Origin of the sequence: Thalassotalea sp. G20_0, assembly GCF_017744175.1 — a bacterium.
In the GTDB taxonomy this organism is placed as follows: domain Bacteria; phylum Pseudomonadota; class Gammaproteobacteria; order Pseudomonadales; family Endozoicomonadaceae; genus Endozoicomonas.
In genome coordinates this window covers 1-15,540 of record NZ_JAGHQV010000053.1, presented here as the reverse complement: position 1 = coordinate 15,540, position 15,540 = coordinate 1, and the positions used below count along the sequence as shown (strand labels likewise).

15 protein-coding genes and 1 tRNA gene are annotated in these 15,540 nt (G+C 50.0%); 9 read left to right on the top strand and 7 right to left on the bottom strand.

Features of this window, described 5'->3' with window-relative positions; genetic code table 11:
• Nucleotides 1-44 precede the first annotated feature (44 nt).
• A complete protein-coding gene (gene ppc, locus J7438_RS21605) occupies nt 45-2,750 on the bottom strand; it encodes a phosphoenolpyruvate carboxylase (RefSeq protein ID WP_209278182.1) in 2,706 nt (901 codons plus the stop codon).
• 420 nt (nt 2,751-3,170) lie between these two features.
• Here ppc and J7438_RS21600 point away from each other — a divergent pair, with 420 nt between their 5' ends.
• The 4 genes from J7438_RS21600 (at nt 3,171) to J7438_RS21585 (ending at nt 5,434) form a co-directional block, all read left to right on the top strand.
• A complete protein-coding gene (locus J7438_RS21600; RefSeq protein ID WP_209278181.1) occupies nt 3,171-3,869 on the top strand; it encodes a nucleoside recognition domain-containing protein in 699 nt (232 codons plus the stop codon).
• 2 nt (nt 3,870-3,871) lie between these two features.
• A complete protein-coding gene (locus J7438_RS21595) occupies nt 3,872-4,339 on the top strand; it encodes a YjiG family protein (RefSeq protein WP_209203043.1) in 468 nt (155 codons plus the stop codon).
• Nucleotides 4,340-4,440: 101 nt separating this feature from the next.
• A complete protein-coding gene (locus tag J7438_RS21590; RefSeq protein ID WP_209203044.1) occupies nt 4,441-4,716 on the top strand; it encodes a DUF406 family protein in 276 nt (91 codons plus the stop codon).
• A 109-nt stretch (nt 4,717-4,825) separates the two neighbouring features.
• Nucleotides 4,826-5,434, top strand: a complete 609-nt coding sequence (locus tag J7438_RS21585; protein WP_209278180.1) for a tRNA-uridine aminocarboxypropyltransferase — start codon at nt 4,826-4,828, stop codon at nt 5,432-5,434.
• A gap of 4 nt (nt 5,435-5,438) precedes the next feature.
• Here J7438_RS21585 and J7438_RS21580 read toward each other — a convergent pair whose 3' ends face one another.
• The gene (locus J7438_RS21580; protein ID WP_209278179.1) at nt 5,439-5,984 is read right to left on the bottom strand and encodes a thioredoxin family protein; all 546 of its coding nucleotides are present in this window, start codon (nt 5,982-5,984) and stop codon (nt 5,439-5,441) included.
• Between the two features lie 169 nt (nt 5,985-6,153).
• Here J7438_RS21580 and J7438_RS21575 point away from each other — a divergent pair, with 169 nt between their 5' ends.
• The 3 genes from J7438_RS21575 (at nt 6,154) to J7438_RS21565 (ending at nt 9,053) form a co-directional block, all read left to right on the top strand.
• Nucleotides 6,154-6,756, top strand: a complete 603-nt coding sequence (locus J7438_RS21575) for a TetR/AcrR family transcriptional regulator (protein ID WP_209278178.1) — start codon at nt 6,154-6,156, stop codon at nt 6,754-6,756.
• Between the two features lie 124 nt (nt 6,757-6,880).
• Nucleotides 6,881-7,891, top strand: coding sequence for a nucleoid-associated protein (locus J7438_RS21570; protein ID WP_209203048.1), 1,011 nt, complete (start codon nt 6,881-6,883; stop codon nt 7,889-7,891).
• Between the two features lie 364 nt (nt 7,892-8,255).
• On the top strand, nt 8,256-9,053 hold the full coding sequence (locus tag J7438_RS21565; protein WP_209278177.1) for a hypothetical protein: 798 nt from the start codon (nt 8,256-8,258) through the stop codon (nt 9,051-9,053).
• A 54-nt stretch (nt 9,054-9,107) separates the two neighbouring features.
• Here J7438_RS21565 and J7438_RS21560 read toward each other — a convergent pair whose 3' ends face one another.
• From J7438_RS21560 to J7438_RS21545, 4 genes are all read right to left on the bottom strand, one after another.
• A complete protein-coding gene (locus J7438_RS21560; RefSeq protein ID WP_209278176.1) occupies nt 9,108-9,914 on the bottom strand; it encodes an SAM-dependent methyltransferase in 807 nt (268 codons plus the stop codon).
• Between the two features lie 164 nt (nt 9,915-10,078).
• The gene (locus tag J7438_RS21555; RefSeq protein ID WP_209203051.1) at nt 10,079-10,510 is read right to left on the bottom strand and encodes a hypothetical protein; all 432 of its coding nucleotides are present in this window, start codon (nt 10,508-10,510) and stop codon (nt 10,079-10,081) included.
• A gap of 197 nt (nt 10,511-10,707) precedes the next feature.
• Nucleotides 10,708-13,176, bottom strand: a complete 2,469-nt coding sequence (locus tag J7438_RS21550) for an ankyrin repeat domain-containing protein (protein WP_209278175.1) — start codon at nt 13,174-13,176, stop codon at nt 10,708-10,710.
• A gap of 209 nt (nt 13,177-13,385) precedes the next feature.
• Nucleotides 13,386-13,574: a hypothetical protein gene (locus J7438_RS21545; protein ID WP_209278174.1), complete on the bottom strand. Its 189-nt coding sequence runs from the start codon at nt 13,572-13,574 to the stop codon at nt 13,386-13,388.
• Nucleotides 13,575-13,686: 112 nt separating this feature from the next.
• Between J7438_RS21545 and J7438_RS21540 the strand changes: the two genes are divergently transcribed.
• Together J7438_RS21540 and J7438_RS21535 are read left to right on the top strand one after the other, a co-directional pair.
• Complete coding sequence (locus J7438_RS21540) at nt 13,687-13,926, top strand: DUF3094 family protein (protein WP_209203054.1); 240 nt, start codon at nt 13,687-13,689, stop codon at nt 13,924-13,926.
• Between the two features lie 124 nt (nt 13,927-14,050).
• Nucleotides 14,051-15,364: an NAD(P)/FAD-dependent oxidoreductase gene (locus J7438_RS21535; RefSeq protein WP_209278173.1), complete on the top strand. Its 1,314-nt coding sequence runs from the start codon at nt 14,051-14,053 to the stop codon at nt 15,362-15,364.
• Between the two features lie 50 nt (nt 15,365-15,414).
• On the opposite strand, the gene J7438_RS21530 is transcribed toward J7438_RS21535, so the two are convergent.
• Nucleotides 15,415-15,490, bottom strand: a tRNA-Lys gene (locus tag J7438_RS21530).
• Between the last annotated feature and the right edge of the window lie 50 nt (nt 15,491-15,540).

The following is a 15,540-nucleotide window of genomic DNA, read 5'->3' as shown; positions in this document are numbered from 1 at the left end:
AGTCATTGATAGAAGGAACCCATCAATTACATTGAAACCATGTACTAGCCTGTATTACGCATACCTGCTGCAATACCGGCAATGGTGATCATCAGTGCCTGTTCAAGCTCCTCACCCACTTCCGCATTCTCTCCCGCTATTTTTTCCTGGGAGCGAACCCGCTGCAGCAACTCAGCCTGAAGGAAGTTCAGAGGATCAGTGTAAGGGTTACGCAGACCAATGGCTTCTTTGTTCTGCGGGTGTGATGACATCAGCTCATCCCCTTCTTTAAGATCAAGCAGCACTTCAATGGCAGACGACAGCATGCGCCTGAGCTTTTCGCCCAGGTAGTGCAGATGATCGGGCACCAGCTGATCTTCATAATACCTGGCCAGCTGGGCATCGGTCTTGGTGAAGACCATCTCCAGCATTTCCAGACGTGCCTTAAAGAACGGCCAGTCGGTCATCATTGCTTCAAGCACATCCCGGTTGCCATTGTTGACCGCATTCTCCAGCGCTTCGCCACAGCCCAGCCAGGTTGGCAGCATCAGGCGAATCTGTGTCCAGGCAAAAATCCAGGGAATAGCCCGCAGACTTTCCACGCCGCCGTTGGGTTTCCTCTTGGCGGGGCGGGAGCCAAGCGGCAATTTACCCAGTTCCATTTCCGGCGTTACGGCCCGGAAGTAAGGTACGAAGTCAGGCTCTTCACGAACAATGCCCCGGTAAACCTTCACGGAATCCGCTGACAACTGATCCATTACTTCACGCCATTCCTGCTTTGGCACTGGCGGCGGCAACAGGGTTGCTTCCAGTGTGGCGCTGGCATATAGCATAAGACTCTGGACGGCTACTTGTGGGAAGCCAAACTTAAAGCGAATCATTTCCCCCTGCTCAGTCACCCGCAGGCGGTTATTGACCGAACCCGGAGGCTGGGAAAGAATCGCCGCATGGGCCGGGCCACCACCACGGCCAATGGTACCACCACGGCCATGGAACAAGGTCAACCGGACATCGGCCTCAGCGCATACCGCCGTCACCTCTTCCATGGCACGGTACTGAGCCCAGCCAGCCGCCATCCACCCCGCATCCTTGGCAGAATCAGAATAACCAATCATAACCATCTGGCCACCGTGGCAATAACCGCGATACCAGGGTAATGACAGCAGGTGACGAATACACTCCGCCGCGTTGTCAAGGTCGTCCAATGTCTCAAACAGTGGCGCGATAGGCATGTCGAAATCCACACCACACTCTTTCAGCAGCAAAGCCACCGCCAGTACATCTGATGGCTGTTTAGCCATGGAAATCACATAGCAGTTCAGTGCCCTGGAGCCCTCGGCGGCTATGACACGACAGGTGTTTAAAACCTCCTGCACATCCGGTGATGGCGACCACTTCAGCGGCCCTTTGGTATTCGGCAACAGGGGTCTTGGGTTCTGCAGCTCTTTCAGTAGGAAGCTCTGTCTTTCCAGTTCTTCCCAGTGCTCATAATCCCCCAGACCCAGGGCCTTGGTCAGCTCGCTGAACACCTGGGTATGACGGCCAGACTCCTGACGGATATCCAGTTTAATCAGCGTCAGACCAAAGCAGTATGCCCTTCTCAGGGTATCCAGCAGAGGGCCATCGGCAATAACCCCCAGGCCACAGGCATGGAGAGAGTCGTAACACAACCTTAACGGCCTGATCAGATCTTCATTATCAAGAATGACACCCGCCGTCGGTGTTACCGGTGCATCCCCGGGTCTGGCCAGACCTCGCTCACACCACTGACGGGTATGTTTCAGTTTTTCCCGCAACTCTTTTAACACAGACCAGTAAGGTTCCCGGGAGTCCCCCACAAGCGCCCGCAGCTCATCACTGCAATCGCTCATGGAAAGCTCACTGATCAATGGTTTCAGATCCCTTAAAAACAGGTCTGCTGCCATCCAGCGACTGAGCAGCAATACTTCACGTGTCACTTCAGATGTTACAAACGGGTTACCATCCCGGTCCCCCCCCATCCAGGAGGAAAAGTGAACGGGTGCCGCCTCAATCGCCAACCGGTGACCGGTGAACGCTTGCAGGTGGTCATCCATCTGACGGACAAACTGTGGCACCGCATGCCACAGGGAGTGCTCAATGGTGGCAAAGCCACCTTTTGCCTCATCAACCGGTGTTGGTCGTTTACTGCGAAACTCATAGGTATGCCAGGCCTGAGTAATCAGCTGGCGAATGCGCTGTTCAATGCGCTGCTGTTCGTTATCACTGAGCGACTGGTTTTCCAGGTCACTCAGGCACTGGAATATCTGCTCATATTTCTGAATTAATGTACGACGGGTTACTTCGGTCGGGTGCGCAGTCAGTACCACCTCAACATCCAGCTCCGATGCTTTCTCTGCAATCTGCTGATCGCTGAGACCTTTCTGCTTCAGCGCCTTGAGCAATTCACTAAAGTGATCAGGAACACAGTGGCTGGTTTCACAGTCCCTGGATACCAGGTGGAACTGCTCGGCAATATTGGTGAGATTCAGGAAATGGCTGAAAGACCGTACCACAGGTACCAGCTCATCATCAGGCAGGCTGTGCAGCAGGTCTAACAGGGCCTGCTGTTCATTCAGACCGTCATCACCCTCGGCATCACTGCGGGCCGCTTTGGACAACTGACGGATAGACTCGATTTTATTGAAGAAGTCCTCTCCCTTGTGGTCCCGGATGACGTCACCCAGCAAGGTACCCAGCATATTGACATTTTGACGCAGCGACGATGGGTTCTCTGTTGGCTTTTCTGACATAGCTCTTTGCCTTTCGATGTTATTCCGGCCCACTTCGCCTCTGTAAGTCTTGGTAAGCCTGACTCGTATTAGCCCACGACAATTTACTTGTTAAATGAGTACAACAAGGTGCAGCCTATACCAGATACACCTAAGAAAAAAGGGAAATCACCTACTCACGAAAAAACCCACATCCTCACAGTAAAACACGCTATTCCCTTTAAAATTCTTCAATATTCAACACAGTAAAACACCGTCGTTTTTATCAGCGAAGCGCAAGTCGACTGACATAGAAATACCGTTTCGTAAGAACCGAAGCCGAAGTATGAAATACTGCGTCTAACCCTGATTCTATCTTGCACAGCAGACTTATAAGCTCTCATACAATGCAAGTTTTAACTCTGATTTCTACAACGCCTGTAAATATCCCAGGGGGAAACAATGAAAACTGATGACCAGGAAAAGGTCTCCATTGGAGCCTATATAACACTGGCATTTGCTGTCGTGTTCTTTTCCGGACTCCTGAAGTCTAATGAGTGGTACGGTGTCTTTGACTTCACCACCCTTAACGGCAGCTTTGGCAGGCTGATGAAAGACGCCACGGGTGGCATGGCCGCTTTCCGTGGCGTGGGTGGTAGCGGTGCGGCCGATGGTTTTTTGTTTGCTCTTGGTCTGGTACCAACGGCCATGTTCGCCCTGGGTATGATTGCAGTGCTTGAGCACTATGGAGCGCTGAAAGCTGCCCGTAAAATGCTGACACCTCTGCTTCGTCCTCTGATGGGTATTCCCGGTTCAACGGGTCTGGCCATTATCGGCAGTCTGCAGTCCACCGACGTTGGTGCGGGCCTGACCAAATCCCTGGCGGATGAAGGCGAACTGACTGCCACAGAAAAAGATGTCTTTACCGCATTCCAGTTCTCCGGAGGTGCACTGATCGTCAACTTCTTCGGTTCCGGTGCCATTCTGTTCACCCTTTCTGACACCACGGGTACTGCCGTTCCCGGTTCTATTGGTCTGGCCCTGGCGGTGATGTTTATCTTTAAAATCGTCGGTGCCAACATTATGCGTTTCTACCTCAAGACCATTGACAAGAAATCCGGCGAAAAAGCAATCACTGCCAACACTGCGGAGGCTAACTGATCATGAGTGCTGCACCTGAAAGTAAAAAGATGATCACTGACGTCTTTGTTGAAGGCGCCCGTAAGGGTTGGGGCATCGGAATCGGGAGCATTATCCCAAATATCATGATGGCCTTCGTGATCATCAAGATTCTGTCTCTGACCGGTTTTCTGAATGTTCTGGCCACCGTGTTTGGCCCGGTCATGGCGCTGTTTGGAGTACCTGGTGAAGGGGCTGCCGTACTGATGGCAGCGGTTATGTCCATGGGTGGTGCAGTTGGTGTTGCCGTAGGCCTGTTGAATGAAGGCGCTCTGCACGCCCGCGACATTGCCATTCTGGCACCTGCTATTTACCTGATGGGGTCCACCATTCAATACGCTGGACGTATTCTTGGTGTTATCGGGACGGAGAGTCGCCGTTACCCTATCCTGTTTGGCATCTGTATCCTGAACTCCCTGATGGCCATGTTTGTCATGAATCTGCTGGTGTGAATCTTTATTCAACGCTATGATCCGGGTTCAACAATAAAAAAGCTGGGGATTCCCCCGGCTTTTTTTGTCTGGATGACTTTATATTTATGAAGGTAGTTGCCATGAATGAAAAAGATCCGTTTGAAAGCCTTGCCTGTAACTGCGTAGAAGTTGGCACCATTATTAAAGAAGACGATACTGTGTTGACTATCGATCTTTCTGGCGTCAATGCTGAATCACAATTTGATGCCCTGAAAGAAGAGGCAGCAAAAATCGGTTCCGGTAACTGCAAAATCTCTGCTGAAACCATTGATGAACATGGTCAGACCGTGATTCGTGCCATGTTTGAGTTTGACTGCACCGCTGAAAAACTGATTTTCCAGATGAAGAACGCTTAATTCTCCAGTCAAAAAGATAGTAACCGGGCGAATAGTATAAACTGTTCGCTGGCTATCCACCTCGCAATCCTTGCCAGGCCTCCCGGAAATAAGCCATACATTAACACTCATGCCAAGATCTCTATGCCCTCGCTGCCAACGCACGGAAACGCAGTGTTACTGTTCAGCGCTGAAAGAAGAAACCGCCTGCATGGATATAATTATTCTGCAGCATCCCCGGGAGTCCAGGCACCCATTGAATACGGCTCGCATTCTGGAGCTGGGCATTGGTAATTGCGAGGTATGGGTGGGGGAAGATTTTTCCAATCATGCGTACCTCCAAAAAACGCTGGCAGAAAAGGACTGTTATCTGCTATTTCCCGGGGCTAATGCCCGGGCCAGCCGGGATATTCTGCGAACGGCGAAGCCGGAAGTACTGATCATCCTGGATGGAACCTGGCGCAAGGCCAAAAAGATCTATTACCGCAACCCACAACTGCAACAACTCCCCAGCATTGAACTCACTGATCTTGCCATATCCGACTATCGCATTCGCAAAGCACCGGGAGAAGGTGCCTTATCAACGGTAGAAGCAGCGGTTACCCTGCTGCGTCAGGCCAGCCGGGATAGCAAGGCACATCAGCAGCTTCTGGACACATTCAGCCTGATGATTGACCAGCAAATCAACGCCATGGGGCAGGAGATTTTCAAGAAAAATTATCCACAGAGAAATGGTTGACAAACTATTTACGCCACTTGATGTTGCAACCGACGCTGGGCTTTTGATCTTCACTGACTGGCAAGCCCTTTAGCAAAGCAGTCATGGCACCGCGAAGATCATCTCCTGTCACCGGTTTACCATTCCCCGGCCTTGAGTCATCAAACTGCCCGCGATAAACACACTTCAAATCTCCATCAAAAAGAAAAAAGTCTGGCGTACATTCCGCTTGATAGGCTTTAGCCACCTGTTGAGTTTCATCATAAAGATACGGAAAGCCATAGGGCTTTTGGGCCATTAACTCAGGGCGATCCTGGGGGTAATCGGTCACGTCATTGGCGCTGATCGCGACAATGCCCAGATCCGTGCCATGAAACTCTTTGCCCAATGCCACCAGCGCTTCTTCAATATGCACAACATAAGGGCAATGATTACAGATAAACATCACCAGAAGCCCTTTACTTCCGGCCACCTCAGCCACAGTTTTTTCGGTTCCGGAAAAAACATCCGGCAAACTGAAATCCGGAGCCTGAAAACCAAGTTCAACCATAGAAGAGGGTGTGAGCGCCATGATGTATCACCTTTGTTATTTAACCTGTTTAACCATAGTGGATATGGTGGTCCGCGACGTTTCTGCAATTCTACGGAATCATGGCATAAGCCACGCCCTGGCACCACAGGGCTGTTTACAGAGGTCAAAACTCTGCTAACTTAGAGTGACAATAATCAATAGTAAGCCTATGGGAAGATCATCCTCGTTCAATCGACAACAGGTGTTAAGCGATGCCCTTGAGCTTTTCTGGTCCAGGGGGTTTTATGCCTGCTCATTGAAGCAACTGGAAGAGGTTACCGATATGCATCCGGGTAGCCTTTATTATCATTTCCAGAATAAAGAGCAATTATTTCTCTGTGCTCTTGATCACTACCTTGAATGGCAGCTGCAACCAAGAATCGATAAGTATCTGGCTTACAGTCCCACACTATTGGATCTCCGACGCTTTTTTACCTCCGGTTATCGTCATGGTCAGGAGGCCAGCTACCGCAACTGTTGTTTCCTGGTGACCACCAGCAATGAACTCCATCTACTGCCATCCGATGCATCAGAACGGGTGCAGAAAGGCATCCAGATGCTGCGAACAGGCTTTATTGATTTTATTGAGAAATATACAGAACCGAAAAAAAACATCAGCGCTACTATTGATCATGAAGTCATCGCCAGCGAGCTTCTGAACCTGTATCTGAGCATTCAGCTGATGGCCAAAGTGAACCCGAATCAGCATGCCCTGGACAAACAGGTCAGGCAGAGTCTGGATAACCTCTTTACTTCCATCCCGCACCAGTAAGACCTGCCATAATGAATTCAATCCATTACCCATCTTCAGGCCGTGCCGGGAGTTTGTCGAGGCAAAACACGCAGAATCCCTGTACCATATTGAGCTATCAATTCGGACTTTCCAGCATCAAGTCATGACCATCAAACAGATTATTGTGCACAAACTGGACCTTGCCCATGGTTCAGAGCAGTTACAGGCCACTCCAGCTTCCCAGAGCCTGGACTCTTCCCCCTCTCTGGAGCTGGTACTGGATGACTTGCTGCAAACCTATAATAAAAAACCCGACAAGTGTTATGGTCAGTTTTCCGCTCTGGCAGAGGACAGTTTTCCTGAACGCCTGAAGCAATATATGGATCAAAATTCCGATGAGCAGGCCGCCGGTTTTACCCAATTCACCACAGAAACACTGACCTGCCTTGGGCAAAACCTCAGTGAGGCCGGAGCCATCAATGGTGGCTATGTGATGTTCGCAGACTATCAACAGGGCCTGACCCGTTATCTTCTGCTTTGCATGCTCAGCAGCCAGAACAGTGTCACCATTACTGATGAGCTGACCATTCAGGACACGTCCTACCTGGACACTGCTCGTATGTCCCTGGCCTGTCGCATCAACATTACCGACTGGCAGAAAAACCCGGAAGCGGGGCGCTATCTATCGTTTCTTCGGCCAAAAGGAGGCAAACGTCTCAGTACCGTATTCCAGGAGGTGATTGGCTGCAGTGAAACCAGCAGCAGCAAAGACGAAGCGGACACCCTTCTCAAGGCAGTGGAGGCTTATTGTCAGGAGGAGCCGGTAGAGGAAAACCGCACGATTGTGAAACGACAGGTTTATGATTACTGCCAGAACAAACTGGATGAAGGGGAAAGTCTGTCAATGCAGGAGCTGACAGGCCACCTCAGCGAAGCTGGTCCGGATGACTTTGCCCGCTTTGTCAACACCCGGGATTATGACATGAGCACCCCCATGTCCCCTGAACGCCGCAAGTTGACCCAGCTGGTACGCTATACCGGGCGAAGCAAGGGACTCAGCCTCTCTTTTGATGCCGAGCTGCTGGGCGGGCAGATTCGCTATGATGAAACCAACGACCAACTGATCATCACCGGGGTTCCTGACAAACTGAAAGCACAGCTGAAGCAGAATTAAGCAGGAGGCTGACCGAGAATAGCGCCCGTCCAGGCGACCCCGTAGCGAGGATGGCAGAAAATTGAGGATAAAAATTCCGTTTTGTGAGGTGAATACTGGTTCTATTTGCCGAGCAAAACGGAATTTTTAGACCAATTTGCTGTCACCGCAGTAGGGCAGTCTATTCTCGGTCAGCCTCCTGAGGGCTATCCATACCAGAACAACTTTGCTACAAATAAAGACAAGGGATTGATCTGACGCCCAGGGATGGGTGCCTGCATCACACTGCACAAGCTTTAATCGCAGAGGGTATTCAGGTCTGCTTCCTACAGCGAGCATCCCGCTTGCCGATAAACACCTGATAAAAAACAACCCGGAAGCCACTATGATTTTTCGTGCAGCTTTTCGTGCAGCAACGGTAATCACATTGTCCACAATCCTGTTGGCATTCGGTGTAAAAGCGAGCGAAAAAGCCACCCCAGCCCTATCTCCAGCAACCATTATCCAGCAGCAAATAATGCTCAACGACATACTGATCAGTATTCACCTCCTGCAGCTGGATTTTCTCGATCAGGATGCCAGAAACGCGCTGCAGCTGGCACAGCAATCAGTCAACATCACCATCAATACGCTGCCAGAAAGCCTTAATGATCCTGAAGCCAATAAACTGCTGGTCACCGTCGTATCCCTTTGGCCGGTGGTCAACAAACACATTACCTGGCTGAGCACCATTCCAGCCAGTTCTGCCCCCCCCTCTGGAACCTCATTACTGCGGGTACTGGCCAAAATGGATCGCCAGCTGTTGCTGCTGAGGCAAAAAGTCACCAACGTCCTGGCTGGAGACAAGGCCAAGCTGCGCTTTCTGGAGCAAGCGCTATTGATGCAATACATAACCAGAGACTACCTGAGCCTGCTGGTTTCAGAACAAAATACCGAGATCACCAATACCGACCAAATGCAACTGAAAGCACAGGCCAACCGGTTCCATCAGCGAATGACTGCTTTTAATGATGAGTTAGGTGATCATCCCCACGCCATGGTACCCGTTAAACAGGCAAATGCTGCCTGGTCATTTATTCACAGCAGTTTTGAGCGGTTTCCGGAACGGAAAATACCCGATCTGATTGTGCGCTATGGCAAACGGATTGTGCGCAGGCTTTCTTCCGTCCAGCGTATGCTCTAAACAAGCGCTTTTCAGCCACGGCTATCCCGTATGGTCGCTATCACGCAAAAAGCATCATTGTTCATTTTCTACCGTCCCGCTCTCCGGACCGATGCAAGAATAGCTTTCTGTCTCATGACTACCCGGTGCCATAATCGTCAGCACTTCAGTTGCCGACATCCTTTCCTGCAGAAAAACTTCCGCCTCCCCCCACTCAAAAGGCACCGTGAACTGATCAGTCACCTTAAACGCCTGCTGATGCAGAAACGGCTGCAGCGCATAGCTGACGGTAATAATCCTGATGCCAGCGGGCAATTCGGCCAGGCGCTCTGCCAGCCCGGTAATGACATGATCATCAAGATTTGAGCCATATAAATAAATGATGGATGCGCCTTCCAGTGGCGACGTCAGATAGTCTTCACAACGAACATCAATGCCCTGCAATCGCATACGTTGGCTGGTACGCTGCAAACGCCAGCAGAACAGTGGAATCTGCTCAATAGCGGTCACCTGACACCGCTTAACCCCCTGCAACCAGATACTGGTAAAACCACTCCCGGCACCAAGCTCAAACACATGATCGTCCGAAGTCACGCCTGATCTTTCAGCAATTAACTCCAGGCTGGTCAGGGGTGTTTCACCGTAGACATAAATGTTCTCCGCCTTGATACGACGCTGGTAACGACGACTGACCGCGTACGGACTATCCAGCAGATAACTGAGCTTCAACCATAACCATGGAAAAACAAACCGTGGGTTTCTGCCATAGCGCTTCAGCTCCCTGAAACTCTGTCGCCACTGATAACGCCATTGCCGGAAAGCCAGTAATAACAATTCCCTGTTAAATGCCATGCCTTTGCCTCTGATCGAAAGTGATTTCAAAGGTACCCTGCCACCTTAGTAATTGTCCTGAAATAACTTCCAAATTTCTACAGACGCTGCCCGCTACCTTAAAAGCCGGAACCGCTTGTACTTTTGCGGGCAGCGACCTTTTCCCAGGCTGAGTAAAATGATGAAGCTATTCAACCGGTTAATATAGAACGCCACTACTGAGGGGCAAGAAAAAATTGTGAAATAAAATTCAAGTAGCCCTGCTTACCTCCCACTCGGTTCCATCGTCCGACAGACTTAATAATCCGCTTCAAACACTTTTGAAGTTCTTCAGACGTTTTTATAAAGTCATCTTCGTTAAACTGGTAGGTATATGCCTCAGTCATCGCTGTCACTTCATCCAGGCTGACTCGGCCAAGACGCCATTCACAGATCGTAATCAGTTGTCTGCTCAACTGCTGCTCAAATAGTGACAGGTTCTTCGTCTTCGGCGGCCGGTTTGCGAACTCCGCACGGTAATGCTCAATGGTGGCCTCAAGTGCTCGTTTAACATCCCAATCTTCCAGAACAGGGTTCTGGTAATAAAAATTCATAATCGGGTACTCAAGATTTTGAAGGACATCTTCATACTCTTCAGTAAATTCCATTGTGCATTCCTCACCAATAAAAGGAGATAATAGACCAGAAGGAAATGCGCCGAATATGTCGCAGTATGAAGTTGAGATTTGAAACAATCAAGATTCAATTCCCGGCTCCGGTTACGCTGACAGGTAAGCTGGATTCACCAAGGTTAACCAAGCCTGCTTACACAGTTAAAATGTAAAAGTGTCCGTTATTTTATTGCTCACTGTAGAAGGAAACCTGATTCACAGGCCCCCTTTGCAAGAAGGAGTTCCTCGCATGCTCTGTTATCACTCTTAATAGCCAAGTCGAGAGCCGTAGAGCCGAAGCTCGTCTTCTCATTGACCTTGATGCCGTCAGCAGCCAGTAACACCTTGACGGTTTCTGTGTGGCCATTTTGGGCAGCAAAGTGGAGAGCCGTCGCACCCTGGTTATTCTTCTCATTGACATTAATGCCTTTAGCGAGTAACTCCTTGACGGTTTCTGTGTGGCCATCCTGGGCAGCAAAGTGGAGAGCCGTCGCACCCTGGTTATTCTTCTCATTGACATTAATGCCTTTAGCGAGTAACTCCTTGACGGTTTCTGTGTGGCCATCCTGGGCAGCCAAGTGGAGAGCCGTCGCACCCTGGTTATTCTTCTCATTGACATTGATGCCTTTAGCGAGTAACAACTTGACGGTTTCTGTGTGGCCATCCTTGGCAGCAAAGTGGAGAGCCGTCGCACCCTGGTTATCCTTCTCATTGACATTAATGCCTTTAGCGAGTAACTCCTTGACGGTTTCTGTGTGGCCATCCTGGGCAGCAAAGTGGAGAGCCGTCGCACCTCGGTTATTCTTCTCATTGACATTAATGCCTTTAGCGAGTAACTCCTTGACGGTTTCTGTGTGGCCATCCTCGGCAGCCAAGTGGAGAGCCGTCGCACCTCGGTTATTCTTCTCATTGACATTAATGCCTTTAGCGAGTAACACCTTGACGGTTTCTGTGTGGCCATCCTGGGCAGCAAAGTGGATAGCAGTAAAGCCGAAGCTCGTCTTCTCATTGACCTTGATGCCGTCAGCAGCCAGTAACTCCTTAACGGTTTCTGTGTAGCCATCCTGGGCAGCAAAGTGGAGAGCCGTCGCACCCTGGTTATTCTTCTCATTGACATTGATGCCTTTAGCGAGTAACTCCTTTACGGTTTTTGTGTGGCCATTTTGGGCAGCCAAGTGGAGAGCCGTCTCGCTTTCGTTATCCTTCTCATTGACATTGATGCCTTTAGCGAGTAACTCCTTGACGGTTTCTGTGTGGCCATCCTGGGCAGCCAAGTGGAGAGCCGTAGTGCCGTCGCTCGTCTTCTCATTGACCTTGATGCCGTCAGCAGCCAATAACACCTTGACGGCTTCTGTGTGGCCATTTTTGGCAGCCCAGTGAAGAGCCGTAGTAGCGCCCATTTTATTGGATTTGTTGATATCCGCTTTCATGTCAAGCAGCTTTCTCAGGCAATCGGTTCGCCCCCAGCAAGCGGCTAAATGTAATGCCGTTGTACCTAAGTTGGCAGTAGTGATATTGGTATCCGCTCCATTCTCGAGCAGCCATCTCAAGTGCTCATATTTGCCCCAAAAGGCAGTTATCATCAAAGGCGTATAGCCGTAGTTATCAGTGACATTAATATTCACTCCTCTGTTAGCAACAAGCTCTTTCAGGCACCCGTCACTGTTTTCTTGTTTGTTGGTATAGTGTTTGGGCGTCCTGCCGTTGGCTAAGGTTTCATTGATATCTATGCCCATGTCAGCACATTGTTGAAGGCCCTCATTAATGCTGATTTTGGTGGCTATATGCAGGGCTGTTTCCCCATTCTTATTGGTGGCATTCAAATTCGCCCCACTTTTAATCAGCGGTCTCAGGCATTCGACATGGCCGTTATAAACGGCCAGATGCAGGGCTGTTTCGCCGTTATTATTGCGGGCATCGACCTTCTCTCTGCTGATTTCAAGCAACCTTTCCAGGCATCTACTATGCCCGTTGGCAGCGGTGATATGCAGCGGCGTTTGACCTTCCTCATCGGTTTTATTGATGTCTCCCGGGTCGTGCAGGAGATTGAAAAATTCCAAAGAACCTTCTCTGGCAGCAGTGTGCAGTACGTTATTGATATCCGCCCCAGCCCTGATCAGCATATTAACGTCCTCGTTGCGGTGCAGCCGGGCAGCAATGTGCAGTGGGGTCTCACCGTTGTACTCGGCGGCATTGACATCGGCACCGCAGCCGATCAGGAAACGGACTAAATCAGTATGCGCTTCCTTTATGGCGACAGCTAACAGGTGTTCAGGATGACCGGTGAGTACCGAATGGTAAGTCCGATTGGCCAAAGTCTCGTCTTCGCGCAGCAGCATTCTCAGGTCGCGCAGATTTCCGGTACGGCAGGCATTAAATATCCAGGTTTCACAATAAGGTGATTCGTCTTCAATTGGTCTCATACCGTCCATACGAATCAATGGCAGTGCTGGTCCCCTGCATACACATTTGAGTTCATCAAGTCCTCTTACATTCTGCACATCAAACCAGTCTGTGATGCATTTCAGGTGGAAAACGTGGGATGCCGGGCAAGAGGTATTGACCAGTGAACGCCCACCAAATTGTCCTTTGATATACCCGCTTTCCGTACAGATAGAACACTGAAATGGTAAATCTGCCCCATTGCCCCTGCCAACATTCATCGCTTTAGCCTGCTATGACTCAAAATTATGAGTAGGACAATAAACAGCAGAGAATATTCCATAAAACAGAATTTTTTTAACAAGACGATTGTCGTTAAAATCCTCGAGTCAGGCACGAACCTACCCGTCTTGCACCCGGCAAGGAACGTTTGTTTACCGGAATTTAAGTGATGGGCACAACAAGTATCTGGCAGTAGTTCAAAGCCCTGTTAACTGACGATGTCATCAAGTTTCATGCCTGCCCAGGCAAAGTAGCGCTTGAGTCGTTTCCAGCGTGAATCAATCTCGGTGTTATGCCCCAGGTTCTTAATGCCTACCATAAGATCCGTGATGAAGCGCTGCTTTATCAGCAACACCAGATAAAACCCTCTGACCAGCTGAATGACATTGGTGTTCACTCGTTTTGCAAATCCGGCCGGAAAGATAGATAAATCGGTTAAAAACCGCACTATCGCTTTTCGCTGATCTCAGAATGTACTATGTTTTGGCTGGAGAGAGGGAGTTATGACCATGAGCCAAAACACTTCAGCATCTGTCGCTGAAAAAAATCACATTGCCAATTCCGCCCAACAATCCAAACGGCTGTATCCCGAAGACCAGCAGCGGGTTGATCATTATTTAAAGGAAGGGGTTAATGAAGTCGAGCGTTCGCCATTCAGGCCTCTGCGCCTGATGGCCTGGCTAACGGTTGTTATTGTTGTGCTTGGTGTTTTAAGCCGGATCATCGGCTACCTGGTTTTACCTGCCTGAGGGGATGACCTCCAACCAGAACGCAGGCAAAAAATAGCCATGAACAGTAAGTTCGGCTCTCTGGCGAAACAATAACAGCCCCAATAACAGCCATACATAATTAATAGAAAAAACTGGAATAAATGTGAAGAACAAACTCCATAGAATCGTGATCGTTGGTGGTGGTGCCGGGGGACTTGAGCTGGCCACCTGCCTGGGCAGGAAACTCGGCAAAAAACAGCGCGCTGAAATCATCCTGGTTGATGCCCATACTACCCACTTCTGGAAACCGCTCCTGCACGAAGTGGCCGCTGGCTCCCTCAATGCCTTTGAGGATGAATTAAGCTATCTGGCACAGGCCAAATGGAACCACTTCAAATTTATTCCGGGCAAGATGGCAAGCCTGAATCGCGCAGAAAAGTCCATCGGGCTCAGCCCTGTAAAGGATGCCAGCGGTCATGAGGTGGTACCTGCCCGCACCCTGGCCTACGACCGGCTGGTTATTGCCGTAGGCAGTACCGCCAACGACTTCAATACACCCGGTGCCAGAGAGCACTGCCTGTTCCTGGATAACCGTCAACAGGCAGAGAAAATCCACACCACCCTGATTAACCACTATCTTCACGCCCAGGCAAGCAATAACGAAAGTACCAAGCTTCGCATTGCCATTATTGGTGCAGGTGCCACTGGCGTGGAGCTGGCCGCAGAACTCCATTTTGCCGCCATTGAACTGGCCCACTATGGACTGGATGCCATCAAGCCGGAGGATTTGGCAGTAACCATCATCGAGGGAGGCGAAAGAATACTGCCTGCACTGCCGGTTCGAATCAGCAACAGTGTTCAAAAACAGTTAAGCAAAATGGGGATTCGGGTAATGACCCGGCAGCTGGTGAGTGAAATCAAGGCTGACGGGGTAACTACCCGTGATGGTGAGTTTATTGAATCCGACCTGAGAATCTGGGCAGCGGGGATCAAAGCACCTGAGTTTCTGTCCAATATAGACGGCCTGGAAACCAACCGGATCAATCAACTGGTTGTTCGTTCAACTTTACAAACGACGCTGGACGATCAAATCTACGCCATGGGCGACTGCGCAAGCTGCACCCTGACCGATAGTAAAAATGAACATATTACCATCCCTCCCCGGGCACAGGCGGCCCATCAACAGGCATCCCTGCTGGCCAAAAGCCTGATAGCCCAAGCCAATGGCTCCACAGCGCTGGAATTCAATTACAAGGATTACGGCTCGCTGATCTCCCTGAGCCGTTTCAGTGCCGTAGGCAATCTGATGGGTGCCATTACCGGCGATATGATGATTGAGGGAACACTGGCCAAATGGTTTTACATCAGCCTGTACCGGATGCACCAGATGACGCTCTTTGGCAAGCTGAGAACCGGGACATTGATTTTGAAGGACCTGATCAGCAGAACAACCCGACCACAGCTTAAACTTCATTAACAAAAAAGCCGCTGGCAAAAAGTTCACCAACGGCTGTAAAAACTGAAAAATGGTGGGTCGTGTAGGATTCGAACCTACGACCAATTGGTTAAAAGCCAACTGCTCTACCGACTGAGCTAACGACCCATTCTTACATCAGCCACAGGCTGACAGATAGAATAAGTGGCTCCCCGAGC